The sequence below is a fragment of the Streptomyces sp. PTY087I2 genome, assembly GCF_001687325.1.
Classification (GTDB): Bacteria; Actinomycetota; Actinomycetes; order Streptomycetales; family Streptomycetaceae; genus Streptomyces.
Genome location: NZ_LZRD01000036.1, coordinates 16,675 through 31,209 on the forward strand (window position 1 = coordinate 16,675; position 14,535 = coordinate 31,209).

At 70.3% G+C, this 14,535-nt stretch carries 9 protein-coding genes; 5 read left to right on the forward strand and 4 right to left on the reverse strand.

What is annotated here, in order from left to right; all coding sequences use genetic code 11:
• The first annotated feature begins 204 nt into the window (after positions 1 to 204).
• Entirely contained in the window at positions 205 to 3,018 is a 2,814-nt protein-coding gene (secA, locus tag A3Q37_RS30625; protein ID WP_065489551.1) for a preprotein translocase subunit SecA, read from the forward strand.
• Positions 3,019 to 3,095: 77 nt separating this feature from the next.
• Here secA and A3Q37_RS36085 read toward each other — a convergent pair whose 3' ends face one another.
• Complete coding sequence (locus A3Q37_RS36085; protein ID WP_079138059.1) at positions 3,096 to 3,626, reverse strand: Rv3235 family protein; 531 nt, start codon at positions 3,624 to 3,626, stop codon at positions 3,096 to 3,098.
• A 275-nt stretch (positions 3,627 to 3,901) separates the two neighbouring features.
• Between A3Q37_RS36085 and A3Q37_RS30635 the strand changes: the two genes are divergently transcribed.
• Entirely contained in the window at positions 3,902 to 4,408 is a 507-nt protein-coding gene (locus A3Q37_RS30635; protein WP_032765104.1) for a DUF6912 family protein, read from the forward strand.
• Positions 4,409 to 4,470: 62 nt separating this feature from the next.
• Positions 4,471 to 5,157, forward strand: coding sequence for an HAD family hydrolase (locus A3Q37_RS30640; protein ID WP_065489554.1), 687 nt, complete (start codon positions 4,471 to 4,473; stop codon positions 5,155 to 5,157).
• Between the two features lie 339 nt (positions 5,158 to 5,496).
• On the opposite strand, the gene A3Q37_RS30645 is transcribed toward A3Q37_RS30640, so the two are convergent.
• Positions 5,497 to 6,054, reverse strand: coding sequence for a DJ-1/PfpI family protein (locus A3Q37_RS30645; protein WP_065489555.1), 558 nt, complete (start codon positions 6,052 to 6,054; stop codon positions 5,497 to 5,499).
• 443 nt (positions 6,055 to 6,497) lie between these two features.
• Here A3Q37_RS30645 and A3Q37_RS30650 point away from each other — a divergent pair, with 443 nt between their 5' ends.
• The gene (locus A3Q37_RS30650; protein ID WP_065489556.1) at positions 6,498 to 11,504 is read left to right on the forward strand and encodes an NAD-glutamate dehydrogenase; all 5,007 of its coding nucleotides are present in this window, start codon (positions 6,498 to 6,500) and stop codon (positions 11,502 to 11,504) included.
• Between the two features lie 434 nt (positions 11,505 to 11,938).
• Here A3Q37_RS30650 and A3Q37_RS30655 read toward each other — a convergent pair whose 3' ends face one another.
• Positions 11,939 to 12,664: an ABC transporter ATP-binding protein gene (locus tag A3Q37_RS30655; RefSeq protein WP_065489557.1), complete on the reverse strand. Its 726-nt coding sequence runs from the start codon at positions 12,662 to 12,664 to the stop codon at positions 11,939 to 11,941.
• 57 nt (positions 12,665 to 12,721) lie between these two features.
• Positions 12,722 to 13,657, reverse strand: coding sequence for an ABC transporter permease (locus A3Q37_RS30660; RefSeq protein WP_065489559.1), 936 nt, complete (start codon positions 13,655 to 13,657; stop codon positions 12,722 to 12,724).
• 214 nt (positions 13,658 to 13,871) lie between these two features.
• Between A3Q37_RS30660 and A3Q37_RS30665 the strand changes: the two genes are divergently transcribed.
• Positions 13,872 to 14,492 (forward strand): TetR/AcrR family transcriptional regulator, encoded by a 621-nt coding sequence (locus A3Q37_RS30665; protein ID WP_065489562.1) that lies wholly within the window; start codon positions 13,872 to 13,874, stop codon positions 14,490 to 14,492.
• Positions 14,493 to 14,535: the final 43 nt, after the last annotated feature.

A 14,535-nucleotide genomic window follows, 5' to 3' on the forward strand; every position in this document is an offset into this window, starting at 1 on the left:
AGCACTTTCGGGCTTCCCGGCACCTTCCGCGCCTCTGGACCGTTGTCCTAGAAGGGTGCGGCGAGGTCCACGCCACGGCAGCCCTCCCGGCGCGGTGGTGTCCTCGCTTACGATGACCGTTGCGGTGGGGCCCACCTGCCGTGCCCGCGCCAGAGTCCATCACACGACCAGTGCCAGGCCCGACCGGCAAGGAGACCAGCCTCAGTGTCCGTCTTCAACAAGCTCATGCGTGCAGGCGAAGGCAAGATCCTGCGCAAACTGCACCGCATCGCGGACCAGGTCAGCTCCATCGAAGAGGACTTCGTCAACCTCTCCGACGCCGAGCTGCGGGCGCTCACCGACGAGTACAAGGAACGGTACGCGGACGGCGAGAGCCTGGACGACCTGCTCCCCGAGGCGTTCGCCACGATCCGCGAGGCCGCCAAGCGTGTCCTCGGGCAGCGCCACTACGACGTACAGATCATGGGTGGAGCCGCCCTGCACCTCGGCTATGTGGCCGAGATGAAGACCGGTGAGGGCAAGACCCTCGTCGGCACCCTGCCCACGTATCTGAACGCGCTCTCCGGCAAGGGCGTGCACCTGATCACGGTCAACGACTACCTCGCCCAGCGCGACTCCGAGCTGATGGGCCGGGTCCACAAGTTCCTGGGTCTTTCCGTCGGCTGCATCGTCGCCAACATGACCCCGGCCCAGCGCCGCGAGCAGTACGCCTGCGACATCACGTACGGCACGAACAACGAGTTCGGCTTCGACTACCTCCGCGACAACATGGCGTGGTCCAAGGACGAGCTCGTCCAGCGCGGCCACAACTTCGCCGTGGTCGACGAGGTCGACTCGATCCTGGTCGACGAGGCCCGTACGCCGCTGATCATCTCCGGCCCGGCCGACCAGGCCACCAAGTGGTACGGCGACTTCGCCAAGCTGGTCACGCGCCTCACCAAGGGCGAGGCGGGCAACCAGCTCAAGGGCATCGAGGAGACCGGCGACTACGAGGTCGACGAGAAGAAGCGGACCGTGGCCATCCATGAGTCCGGCGTCGCCAAGGTCGAGGACTGGCTCGGCATCGACAACCTCTACGAGTCGGTGAACACCCCGCTCGTCGGCTACCTGAACAACGCCATCAAGGCGAAGGAACTGTTCAAGAAGGACAAGGACTACGTCGTCATCGACGGCGAAGTCATGATCGTCGACGAGCACACCGGCCGTATCCTCGCCGGCCGCCGCTACAACGAGGGCATGCACCAGGCGATCGAGGCGAAGGAAGGGGTGGACATCAAGGACGAGAACCAGACCCTCGCCACGATCACCCTTCAGAACTTCTTCCGCCTCTACGACAAGCTCTCCGGCATGACCGGTACGGCGATGACCGAGGCCGCCGAGTTCCACCAGATCTACAAGCTCGGCGTGGTGCCGATCCCGACGAACCGGCCGATGGTCCGCGCCGACCAGTCGGACCTGATCTACCGCACCGAGGTCGCCAAGTTCGCCGCGGTCGTCGACGACATCGCCGAGAAGCACGAGAAGGGCCAGCCGATCCTGGTCGGCACCACCTCGGTCGAGAAGTCCGAGTACCTCTCTCAGCAGCTCTCCAAGCGCGGCGTCCAGCACGAGGTCCTCAACGCCAAGCAGCACGACCGGGAGGCGACGATCGTCGCCCAGGCGGGCCGCAAGGGTGCCGTCACCGTCGCGACGAACATGGCCGGACGAGGCACCGACATCAAGCTCGGCGGCAACCCGGACGACCTCGCCGAGGCGGAGCTGCGCCAGCGCGGCCTCGACCCCGTGGAGAACGTCGAGGAGTGGGCGGCCGCGCTGCCCGCCGCGCTGGAGGCGGCCGAGCAGGCCGTGAAGGCGGAGTTCGAAGAGGTCAAGGAGCTCGGCGGGCTCTACGTGCTGGGCACCGAGCGCCACGAGTCGCGCCGTATCGACAACCAGCTGCGCGGTCGTTCCGGCCGTCAGGGCGACCCGGGCGAGTCCCGTTTCTACCTGTCGCTGGGCGACGACCTGATGCGCCTGTTCAAGGCCCAGATGGTCGAGCGCGTCATGTCGATGGCGAACGTCCCGGACGACGTCCCGATCGAGAACAAGATGGTCACCCGCGCCATCGCCTCCGCCCAGTCGCAGGTCGAGCAGCAGAACTTCGAGACGCGTAAGAACGTCCTGAAGTACGACGAGGTGCTCAACCGGCAGCGCGAGGTCATCTACGGCGAGCGCCGCCGCGTCCTGGAGGGCGAGGACCTCCAGGAGCAGATCCGGCACTTCATGGACGACACGATCGACGACTACATCCGGCAGGAGACCGCCGAGGGCTTCGCCGAGGAGTGGGACCTGGACCGGCTGTGGGGCGCCTTCCGGCAGCTCTACCCGGTGAAGGTCACCGTCGAGGAGCTGGAGGAGGCGGCCGGGGACCTGGCGGGCGTCACCGCCGAGTTCATCGCCGAGTCCGTCAAGAACGACATCCACGAGCAGTACGAGGAGCGCGAGAACACGCTCGGCTCCGACATCATGCGTGAGCTGGAGCGCCGCGTCGTCCTCTCGGTGCTCGACCGCAAGTGGCGCGAGCACCTCTACGAGATGGACTACCTCCAGGAGGGCATCGGCCTGCGCGCCATGGCGCAGAAGGACCCGCTGGTCGAGTACCAGCGCGAGGGCTTCGACATGTTCAACGCCATGATGGAGGGCATCAAGGAGGAGTCCGTCGGCTACCTGTTCAACCTGGAGGTCCAGGTCGAGCAGCAGGTCGAGGAGGTGCCGGTGCAGGACGGCGCCGAGCGCACTTCGCTGGAGAAGGAGGGCGCCGCTGCCGCCCCGCAGATCCGCGCCAAGGGCCTGGAGGCTCCGCAGCGGCCGGACCGGCTCCACTTCTCCGCTCCCACGGTGGACGGCGAGGGCGGTGTCGTCGAGGGCGACTTCGCCAACGACGACAGCGTGCGGTCCGGCGCCTCGGACGGCATGACGCGTGCGGAGCGCCGCAAGGCCCAGAAGAGCGGTGGCGGCGGCCGCCGTCGCAAGAAGTAGCCGTACGGGCTGTTCCCCGGCAGGGGCCGGACGCCGCGAGGTGTCCGGCCCCTGCCGTGTTTTCCGTACCTTCCGGGTCACCGGGGGCCCGGGGCGCCGGCCCGGAGGCGTTCGCCGCCCAGCTCCACGGCGGCGCAGCGCCAGCGCTGGTCGGCGCCCTGTTCCAGCCGGAACGCCATCGCCCGCACCCGGTCGCCCGCGGCGATGCTCGCGAACGCCTCCACCACCCCCGTGGCGGGCTGCGCCCCGCGGCAGTGGCGGAGGACCGGGCGGCTGCCGTGGGTGGCCCTCAGCGGGCTGCTGGGGGCCAGTTCGGCGAGCTGGTCGTAGGCCTCGCCGATGGTGTGGCCGAGCATCCAGTGCACCGGGCGCTGGCCGCTGAGGACCGCGAGCAGCCGCTCGGCGAACCACTGGTGCGGCCGCTGCGGCCGGTGGGGCTGGAGCCTGCGGGACCGCTGGGGAGGTACCGGCCGGGGGCCGTTCGGTGCCGATCGAGGGCCGCCGGATGCCGACCGGGGGCCGCTCGATGTCGATCGAGGACCGTTCGGCGTCGATCGGGGGCCGCTCTGGTCGCGTCGTCCTGCGGGCCTCGTCCTGTCCGTGCTCATGCTCCATCGCCCCCGTTGACCGGGCCCGGCTTCTACCGGGCGGTAACTTTTGTTGGGGATCTTCTACGGGGGCGGTCGTCAGCGACGCAAGGGGCCTCCTGGCGCCGAGTCGGCGCGGGCGGTTTCACCTATCCGTGGCTCGGCCCTTGCGGGGCAAGGGCGACGGCGGGGGTGACGGGGCGTCGGCGGTGGACGGACGCCCCCGGTTGCCGAAACCCGAAAGGGGACGCTCCCACGTATCCTGAGGACGTTTCCCCCTACGAAAGCGACCTGCCATGCGCGTGTACGTCCCCCTGACCCTCTCCGGTCTCGCAGCGGCGCACGGTGCGGGCGAGGTCGGCCCCGGGCCGCTGACCGCCTACGCGGTCACCCCCGGGCTGCGGGAGTGGTACGTCTCCGACGACATCGAGGAGCTGGAGTACGCGGCGCTCAACCGGGCCGCCGCCGCCTCGCTCCGGATGATCGCCGGAAGCCCGGACGAGGTGCGCCGCCGGGTCGTCGTCGCCGTCGACGTACCGGACGGGTCCGCCGTCGCCGACCCGGACCACGGGCTGAGCGCGGCGTCGCTCGGCGAGGTGCGGATCGCGGCCGCGCTGCCGCTGGCCAAGGCGGCGGCGGTGCACGTGGACGCCGACGACGCGGAGAAGGACGTGGCCGCCGCGGCGGCGGCTCTGGGGGCGGCGGACCTCGGCGACGACGACGCGCAGTTCACGGTGGACGGGGCCGAGGACCACGAGCTGCTGTGGTTCGGCGTGCAGGAGATTCCGCAGCTCATCCGCTGAGCCGGCGCCGAGCCGGTGCTGGGCCGGCGGCGTTGTCGGACCCGGCGGGTATTTTTCTCTGTATGACTTCCGGTACGCCACGCACACATCTGGTCTGGGACTGGAACGGCACGCTGCTCGACGACACGCATGCCGTCATCCAGGCGACGAACGCCGCGTTCGCGGAGGTCGAGCTGGCGCCGATCACGCTGGAGCAGTACCGGGAGATGTACACCATCCCCATACCCCGGTTCTACGAGCGGTTCCTGGGCCGACTGCCCACGGAGGCCGAGTGGGAGCGGATGGACGGCGTCTTCCACCGGTACTACACGGAGCAGCGGGCGGCCTGTGGGCTCACCGCCGGGGCGGAGGAGCTGCTGCACGAGTGGCAGCGGGCCGGGCGCAGTCAGTCGCTCCTGAGCATGTACGGGCACGAGCAGCTGGTTCCGGTGGTGCGGGGGTACGGGATCGAGCCGCGGTTCGTCCGCGTCGAGGGGCGTACGGGGCCGTCCGGCGGGAGCAAGGCGCTCCACATGGAGCGGCACGTCGCGGCGCTGGCCGGGGCGGGTGGCGTGGACGGGTTCTCGCCGGAAAACGTGGTGGTCATCGGGGACGCGCTGGACGATGCGGTGGCGGCGGCGCATGTGGGGGCGCGGGCGGTGCTGTACACCGGGGGGTCGCACAGCCGGAGCGCTCTGGAGGGGGCGGGGGTGCCGGTGGTGGACAGTCTGGGGGAGGCGGTGGCGTTGGCGGAGACGTTTGGCGCGTAGCGGGTGCGGGGGGCCTTGGCGCGGGTTTCGGGGCGCTGCCCCGGGCCCCGGTCCTCAAGCGCCGGACGGGCTGGAAAGGAATGCCCTCAATCGCCGGGCGGGCTTGGAGGGGTGCTCGGGCGGGGTGGGAATGTGCCCCTGCGGGCCGGGCGTGGCTGAGCTGAAAGACGTCCTCAAGCGCCGGACGGGCTGGAAGTGGTGCCCGGGCGGGCTGGAGGGTGCGGTGCGGCTTGGTGGGTGGGAATGTGCCTCTGCGGCCCGGGGTGTGGGCTGAGGTGAAAGATGTCCTCAATCGCCGGACGGGCTCGAGTGGGTGCCGGACGGGCTCGGAGGGGTGCCCTACGGGGTTGATTTCAGCACCCTCAGGAACTCCCTCATCCAGGCCGCGTGGTCCGGCCACGCCCGTGACGACACCAACGGGCCGTCCGTCACCGCCTCCGTGTCCTGGAACGTGGCGCCCGCGCTCTGCATGTCCGGTTCCAGGGCCGGGTACGCCGTGACCGTGCGGCCGCTGAGGTTCCCGGTGGCGGCGGTGATCAGGGGGCCGTGGCAGATCTGGGCCACCGGGCGGTCCGCGGAGAAGAAGGCGCCGACGATCTTCCGTAGCTCGGCGTTGTTGCGGAGGTACTCGGGGGCCCGGCCGCCGGGGATCACCAGGGCGATGTAGGCCCCGGGGTCGACCTCGGAGAAGGACAGGTCGGCGGGCCAGGTGTAGCCGGGCTTCTCCGTGTACGTGTCGAAGCCGGGCTCGAAGTCATGGACCACGAAGCGCAGCGTCTTGCGCTCGGGGGCCGCGATGTCGACCTCGTACCCCTCCTCCAGCAGCCGCTGGTACGGGTAGAGCACTTCGAGCGACTCGGCGGCGTCGCCGGTGACGATGAGGATCTTCTGCGGCATGGCGGACTCCTCGGGCGATCGGCCCCCGGCGGGCCGGGCTCGCGTCCGCCGGGGCCCGGTTCGGGGCTGTATGGACAGATTGCCCCGGTTCCGGGAGTTCGCCAAGGCGGCACGGCGCACTGTCCAGAGTGTCAAAGTTCGGGGGGTTCTTTTGTACACAAGCAGCTCATGACGCGGTGGGGTGCGGGAGAGATAGCCTGGTGCCGTGATCAGCGCGATACGCCTCGGGGGCAGTGAAGCCCCCGGCCGCCGCCCGGAGTGCCACCGCACCCGGGCGATCCGTGATCTCCCGACTCCGGACCGGCCGTCAAAAATGGCCCATGTGGTCCCGGGGAACGCTCGAAGCGGCATAGCGTCGACCCAGACCGGAAACCCCGCGTCGTGGCGGTACGTCGCTTTTCTCACCTACGTCACGCAACGGCGCGCGACAGGAGCCAGAGGACATGCAGACCAAGCTGGACGAAGCCAAGGCCGAGCTGCTCGCAGGGGCCGCCAAGGTAGCTGACAACGGTCCGGGCGGTGGTGTCGGTGGCCCGGGAGGTGCCCCCCGGGCGCGGGTCTCCGCCGCCGGGGCCGACGCGGACGCCTCCGCCGGTCAGGACACAGTGCTCGCCTACCTCCAGCGCTACTACCTGCACACGGCTCCGGAAGACCTCAACGGCCGGGACCCGGTCGACGTCTTCGGCGCGGCCGCCTCGCACTACCGGCTGGCCGAGAACCGCCCCCAGGGCACCGCGAACGTCCGGGTGCACACCCCGACCGTCGAGGAGAACGGCTGGGCGTGCAGCCACTCCGTCGTCGAGGTCGTCACCGACGACATGCCCTTCCTCGTGGACTCCGTCACCAACGAGCTGTCCCGGCAGGACCGCGGCATCCACCTCGTGATCCACCCGCAGGTCACCGTCCGCCGTGATGTCACCGGCAAGCTCATCGAGGTCCTCTCCGGCGGTCCCGGCACCCCGAAGTCCTCCCAGAGCCGGAAGAAGTCCAAGGGCGAGAAGAGCGAGCTGCCGCACGACGCGCTCGTCGAGTCCTGGATCCACGTCGAGATCGACCGCGAGACCGACCGCGCCGACCTCCAGCAGATCACCGCCGACCTGCTGCGCGTCCTGTCCGACGTACGGGAGACCGTCGAGGACTGGGGGAAGATGCGGGACGCCGCCCTCCGGATCGCCGACGACCTGCCGGGCGAGCCGCTGGACGACCTCGCCGACGAGGAGGTCGAGGAGGCCCGCGAGCTGCTGCGCTGGCTGGCCGCCGACCACTTCACCTTCCTCGGCTACCGCGAGTACGAGCTGAAGGACAGCGACGCGCTCGCCGCCGTACCCGGCACCGGGCTCGGCATCCTGCGCTCCGACCCGCAGCACAGCGAGGACGAGGCCCACCCGGTCAGCCCGTCCTTCGACCGGCTGCCCGCCGACGTCCGCGCCAAGGCCCGCGAGCACAAGCTCCTCGTCCTCACCAAGGCCAACAGCCGGGCCACCGTGCACCGGCCCAGCTACCTCGACTACGTCGGCGTGAAGAAGTTCGACGCCAAGGGCAACGTCGTCGGCGAGCGCCGCTTCCTCGGCCTCTTCTCCTCCGCCGCCTACACCGAGTCCGTGCGCCGGGTCCCCGTCATCCGCCGCAAGGTCGCCGAGGTCGTCGAGGGCGCCGGCTTCTCGTACAACAGCCACGACGGACGCGACCTGCTCCAGATCCTGGAGACCTACCCGCGCGACGAGCTGTTCCAGACGCCCGTCGACCAGCTCCGCTCCATCGTGACCTCCGTCCTCTACCTCCAGGAGCGCCGCCGGCTGCGGCTCTACCTGCGCCAGGACGAGTACGGGCGCTACTACTCCGCGATCGTCTACCTCCCGCGCGACCGCTACACCACCGGCGTGCGCCTGCGGCTGATCGACATCCTCAAGGAGGAGCTCGGCGGCACCAGCGTCGACTTCACCGCCTGGAACACCGAGTCGATCCTCTCCCGGCTGCACTTCGTCATCCGCGTCCCCGCCGGTACCGAGCTGCCGCACCTCACCGACGCCGACGCCGACCGCATCGAGGCCCGCCTCGTCGAGGCCGCCCGTTCCTGGGCCGACGGCTTTCAGGAGGCGCTCACCGCCGAGCTGGGCGAGGAGCGCGCCGCCGAACTCCAGCGCCAGTACGGTCACTCGTTCCCCGAGGGCTACAAGGCTGACCACTCGCCGCGCGCCGCCGTCTCCGACCTGGTCCACCTCGAAACCCTCCGGGAGGGTGAGAAGGACTTCGCCCTCAGCCTGTACGAGCCCGTCGGCGCGGGCCCCGGCGAGCGCCGCTTCAAGATCTACCGGACCGGCGAACAGGTCTCCCTCTCCGCCGTCCTCCCCGCCCTCCAGCAGCTCGGCGTCGAGGTCGTCGACGAGCGGCCGTACGAGCTGCGCTGCGCGGACCGCACCCACGCCTGGATCTACGACTTCGGGCTGCGGATGCCCCTGGTCAACGGCAACGGCGGCTACCTCGCCGACGACGCCCGCGCCCGCTTCCAGGAGGCCTTCGCCGCCGTCTGGAAGGGCGAGGCGGAGAACGACGGCTTCAACGCGCTGGTCCTCGGCGCCGGGCTGAACTGGCGCCAGGCCATGGTGCTGCGCGCCTACGCGAAGTACCTGCGGCAGGCCGGTTCGACCTTCAGCCAGGACTACATGGAGTCCACGCTCCGCAACAACGTCCACACCACCCGGCTGCTCGTCTCGCTCTTCGAGGCCCGCATGTCGCCCGGCCGGCAGAGCGCCGGAACCGAGCTGACCGACGGGCTCCTGGAGGAGCTGGACGGGGCCCTCGACCAGGTCGCCTCGCTCGACGAGGACCGGATCCTGCGGTCCTTCCTCACCGTCATCAAGGCCACCCTGCGCACCAACTTCTTCCAGCACACGGAGGACGGCGAGCCGCACTCCTACGTCTCGATGAAGTTCGACCCGCAGGCCATCCCGGACCTGCCCGCGCCCCGGCCGGCGTACGAGATCTGGGTCTACTCGCCGCGCGTGGAGGGCGTCCACCTGCGCTTCGGCAAGGTCGCCCGCGGCGGGCTGCGCTGGTCGGACCGGCGCGAGGACTTCCGTACGGAGATCCTCGGACTGGTCAAGGCGCAGATGGTGAAGAACACCGTCATCGTGCCCGTCGGCGCCAAGGGCGGCTTCGTCGCCAAGCAGCTCCCGGACCCGTCCGTGGACCGCGACGCCTGGTTCGCCGAGGGCATCGCCGCCTACCGCACGTTCATCTCCGCGCTGCTCGACATCACCGACAACATGGTGGCCGGCGAGGTCGTGCCGCCCACCGACGTCGTCCGCCACGACGAGGACGACACGTACCTCGTCGTCGCCGCCGACAAGGGCACCGCGAGCTTCTCCGACATCGCCAACGAGGTCGCCGTCGCCTACAACTTCTGGCTCGGCGACGCGTTCGCCTCCGGCGGTTCGGCCGGCTACGACCACAAGGGCATGGGCATCACCGCCCGGGGCGCCTGGGAGTCCGTCAAGCGGCACTTCCGGGAGCTGGGCCACGACACCCAGACCGAGGACTTCACCGTCGTCGGCGTCGGCGACATGTCCGGTGACGTCTTCGGCAACGGCATGCTGCTCTCCGAGCACATCCGCCTGGTCGCCGCCTTCGACCACCGGCACATCTTCATCGACCCGAACCCGGACGCCGCCACCTCGTACGCCGAGCGGCGCCGCCTGTTCGACCTGCCGCGCAGCTCCTGGGCCGACTACAACACCGACCTGCTCTCCGCGGGCGGCGGCATCCACCCGCGCAGCGCCAAGTCGATCCCGCTCAACGCGCACATCCGCGAGGCGCTCGGCATCGACGCGTCGGTGACCAAGATGACGCCCGCCGACCTGATGCAGACCATCCTCAAGTCGCCCGTCGACCTGGTGTGGAACGGCGGCATCGGCACGTACATCAAGGCCGTCTCCGAGTCGAACGCCGACGTCGGCGACAAGGCCAACGACGCGATCCGCGTCAACGGCGAGGACCTGCGGGCCAAGGTCGTCGGCGAGGGCGGCAACCTCGGCGCCACCCAGCTCGGCCGGATCGAGTTCGCCCGTAACGGCGGCCGGATCAACACCGACGCGATCGACAACAGCGCCGGCGTGGACACCTCCGACCACGAGGTGAACATCAAGATCCTGCTCAACGGTCTGGTCCGGGACGGCGACATGACCGTCAAGCAGCGCAACAAGCTGCTCGCCGACATGACCGACGAGGTCGGCGCGCTCGTCCTGCGCAACAACTACGCGCAGAACGTCGCCCTCTCCAACGCCTCCGCGCAGGCGCCCTCGCTGCTCCACGCCCAGCAGCGCTTCATGCGCCGGCTGGAGCGCGACGGCGCGCTGGACCGGGCGCTGGAGTTCCTGCCCGCCGACCGGCACATCCGGGAACTGCTGAGCAACGAGAAGGGGCTCAGCCAGCCCGAGCTGGCCGTGCTGCTCGCCTACACGAAGATCACGACGGCGGACGAGCTGATCTCCACCGTCCTCCCCGACGACCCGCACCTCCAGAAGCTGGTGCACGCCTACTTCCCGAGCGCGCTGCGCGAGCGGTTCCCCGAGGCGGTCGACGGGCACGCGCTGCGGCGCGAGATCATCACGACGGTCCTGGTCAACGACACGGTGAACACCGCCGGTTCGACCTTCCTGCACCGGCTGCGGGAGGAGACCGGGGCGTCGATCGAGGAGATCGTGCGGGCCCAGTTCACCGCCCGCGAGATCTTCGGTCTCTCGCAGGTGTGGGACGCGGTCGAGGCGCTCGACAACAAGGTCGCCGCCGACGTCCAGACCCGGATCCGGCTGCACTCGCGGCGGCTGGTCGAGCGCGGTTCGCGGTGGCTGCTGGGCAACCGGCCGCAGCCCGTCGCGATCTCGGAGACCATCGATCTTTTCCGGGACGGTGTCGAGCAGGTCTGGAACGAGCTGCCCAAGCTGGTCCGGGGCGCGGACCTGGACTGGTACCACTCGATCCTGGACGAGCTGACGGCCGCGGGCGTGCCGGACGAGCTGGCGGTGCGGGTGGCCGGGTTCTCCTCCGCCTTCCCGGCGCTGGACATCGTGGCCATCGCCGACCGTACGGGCAAGGAGCCGCTGGAGGTCGCGGAGGTCTACTACGACCTGGCGGACCGGCTGCGGATCACGCAGCTGATGGACCGGATCATCGAGCTGCCTCGGGCGGACCGCTGGCAGTCGATGGCCCGCGCCTCGATCCGCGAGGACCTGTACGCGGCGCACGCGGCGCTCACGTCGGACGTGCTGAGCGTGGGGAACGGGTCGGCCACGCCGGAGGAGCGGTTCCGGGCGTGGGAGTCGAAGAACGCGGCGATTCTTGCCCGGTCGCGGGCGACGCTGGAGGAGATCCAGGGGTCGGACGCGTTCGATCTGGCGAATCTGTCGGTGGCGATGCGGACGATGCGGACGTTGTTGCGTACGCACGCGTAGGGGTACGTCTGCGGGGGCCGGTGCCTGTTGGGGCGCCGGCCCCCGCGGCGTGGGGGTGTGTCCTCAAGCGCCGGACGGGCTGAACAGATGTCCTCAAGCGCCGGACGGGCTGGAAAAGATGCCCTCAATCGCCGGGCGGGCTGGATGTGGCCGGGCGAGCTGGGAAGGTGCGGGGTGGGGAAAGATGCCCTCAATCGCCGGGCGGGCTTGAAGTGGCCGGGCGGGCTTGGAGTGGTCAGGCGAGCTGGGAAGGTGCCAGGCCGGTTGGAAGTGGCCGGGTGGGGGAAGGCGTCCTCAATCGCCGGGTGGGCTTGGAGTGGCCGGGCGGGCTGGGAAGGTGCCAGGCCGGTTGGAAGTGGCCGGGTGGGGGAAGGCGTCCTCAATCGCTGGGCGGGCTTGGAGTGGCCGGGCGGGCTGGGAAGGTGCGGGCTCGGCTACTTGTGCTTGGTGAAGGTCTCGTAGGCCTTCACCACCTCCTTTGCCGGGCCGTCCATTCTCAGGGTGCCCGCCTCCAGCCACAGTGCGCGGTCGCAGGTTTCGGTGATCGACTTGTTGCTGTGGCTGACCAGGAACACCGTGCCCGCCTCCGCGCGCAGTTCCTTGATGCGGTCCTTGCTGCGGCGCTGGAACTTCGCGTCGCCCGTGGACAGCGCCTCGTCGATCAGGAGTACGTCGTGGCTCTTGGCGGCCGCGATGGAGAAGCGCAGCCGCGCGCCCATGCCCGAGGAGTACGTGCGCATCGGCAGCGTGATGAAGTCGCCCTTCTCGTTGATGCCGGAGAAGTCGACGATCTCGTCGTAGCGGGCGCGGATCTCCTCGCGCGTCATGCCCATCGCCAGCCCGCCCAGCACCACGTTGCGCTCGCCGGTCAGGTCGCCCATCAGTGCCGCGTTCACGCCGAGCAGCGACGGCTGGCCGTGGGTGTGGACCTTGCCCCGGGTCGGCGGGAGCAGGCCCGCGACCGCCTTGAGCAGCGTCGACTTGCCCGAGCCGTTGGAGCCGATCAGGCCGATCGCCTCGCCCTTGTACGCGGCGAAGCTGACCCCCTTCACGGCGTGCACCTGGCGTGCGCCGGGGACCCGACGGCGCGAGGTGAGCCGGCTGAGCGCCGAGGTCGCGCTGCCCCTGCCCGTACGCGCGCCGTTGACCGTGTACGTGATGTGGACGTCGTCGACGACGACCGTCGGGACCCGGTGGTCCCCGGGGTGTTCCTGTCGTCAGCCACGTCCGTACGTCTCCTCGGCCTTCCAGAAGTACACGAATCCCGCCACCCCGCACAGCAGCGCCCAGCCCGCCGCGGCCGCCCAGGCCAGGTGCGGCAGCTGGTCCCACGTGTAGCTGTCGATGAGCGCGTACCGCATGAGGTTGATGTAGAGCGCCGCCGGGTTGTACTCCAGCAGCACCATCACCACGTGCGGCACCCGGTCGCCGGCCAGCAGGTGGTCCAGGCTCCACATCACGCCGGACGAATACATCCAGGTCCGCAGCACGAACGGGGTCAGCTGGGCGATGTCCGGCGTCTTCGCCGTCAGCCGTGCCACGGCCATCGACAGGCCGGTGTTGAACAGCGCCTGGAGCGCCAGCGCCGGGACGGCCAGCAGCCAGGTCGGGCGCGGGTACTGGCCGAACGCCAGCAGGATCAGGGTCAGCGCGCCCAGCGAGAACAGCAGTTGCTGGAGCTGCTGGAGCGCCAGCGCCACCGGCAGCGAGGCGCGCGGGAAGTGCAGCGCCCGCACCAGGCCGATGTTGCCGCTGATCGCCCGCGTGCCCGCGGTGATCGAGCTGCTGGTGAACGTCCAGATGAAGACCCCGGTGACCAGGAACGGGACGAAGTCCTCCACCCCGTGCTTGGTGTTCATCAGGACGCCGAAGATGAAGTAGTAGACCGTCGCGTTCAGCAGCGGCGTCATGATCTGCCAGATCTGGCCGAGCTTCGCCCGGCTGTACTGGGCCGTCAGCTTGGCCGTCGCGAACGCCGTGATGAAGTGCCGGCGCCCCCAGAGCTGCCGGATGTACGCGGGCAGCGACGGCCGGGCGCCGCTGACCTTCAGGCCGTGGCGGGCAGCCAGGGCCGCCAGCTCACCGGGGGCGTAGGTGGGGACGGCGGTGGCCGGGGCGCCCTCGGAAGAGGTGCCCTCGGAGGGGGCGGACACCGGGGGCGGGGTTGCTGTCTGGCTCAACGATCGACCGCTTTCGACGCCGATGGAGGGATGGGGGGAGAGGGGGAGAGGGGGATGGGGGGGAGACGGGGAGGGCGCGACGGTACGGTCCCGTGGGGACGCCCTCGTTGGGACGGGACCGTATCGTCGTAACGCCGAGAGTAGGACGCTTCTACGTCGCAACGCAACCGTTTCGTCGCGGCCGACTATGCTGCGGGCCATGACCACCGAACGGGGAACCCGCCGCCGCGCCCCCGCGGGCGCCGCCGTCCTGCGGGAGGACGTGACCGACGCCATCCGCGCCGCCGTCTTCGACGAGCTGGCCGCGGTGGGGTTCGCCCGGATGTCCATCGAGGGCATCGCCCGGCGCGCGGGGGTCGGCAAGACCGCCGTCTACCGCCGCTGGAAGTCCAAGCTGGCGCTCGTCCTCGATCTGGTCGCCGCCGTCGCCGCCCAGGGGATGCCCGCCCCGGCCACCGGTTCCCTGTACGGGGATGTGCGCGCCGTTCTGGAGCTGGCCGCGTACGCCCTGCGCCACCCGGTCGCCTCGCAGGTCATCCCCGACCTCTTGGTCGAGGCGGCCCGCAATCCGGAGATCTCCGACGCGATCAAGGCCGCCCTCCTCGACCAGCAGCAGGGCGTCGCCGCCGTGGTGGTGCGGGAGGCGGTGGCCCGGGGGGAGCTTCCGGAGGGAAGCGATCCGGACCGGGCGCTCGATCTGATCGTCGGCCCGCTGTACTGGCGGCTGGTCGTGGTGCGGGGCGAGCTGCCCAAGGGGTACCTGGACGATCTGGCCGCCTCGGCGGTGGCCGCCCTCAAGCACACCTGAGGACCTTCAGCACGCCTGAGGGCCTCAAGCGCGCCACAGGAGG

Bases quoted from the DNA above. Each gene is read 5' to 3' on its own strand.
- A3Q37_RS30650 (WP_065489556.1), top strand. From the start codon at position 6,498: ATGCAGACCAAGCTGGACGAAGCCAAGGCCGAGCTGCTCGCAGGGGCC.
- A3Q37_RS30640 (WP_065489554.1), top strand. From the start codon at position 4,471: ATGACTTCCGGTACGCCACGCACACATCTGGTCTGGGACTGGAACGGC.
- A3Q37_RS36085 (WP_079138059.1), bottom strand. From the start codon at position 3,626: ATGAGCACGGACAGGACGAGGCCCGCAGGACGACGCGACCAGAGCGGC.
- A3Q37_RS30635 (WP_032765104.1), top strand. From the start codon at position 3,902: ATGCGCGTGTACGTCCCCCTGACCCTCTCCGGTCTCGCAGCGGCGCAC.
- A3Q37_RS30665 (WP_065489562.1), top strand. From the start codon at position 13,872: ATGCTGCGGGCCATGACCACCGAACGGGGAACCCGCCGCCGCGCCCCC.
- A3Q37_RS30645 (WP_065489555.1), bottom strand. From the start codon at position 6,054: ATGCCGCAGAAGATCCTCATCGTCACCGGCGACGCCGCCGAGTCGCTC.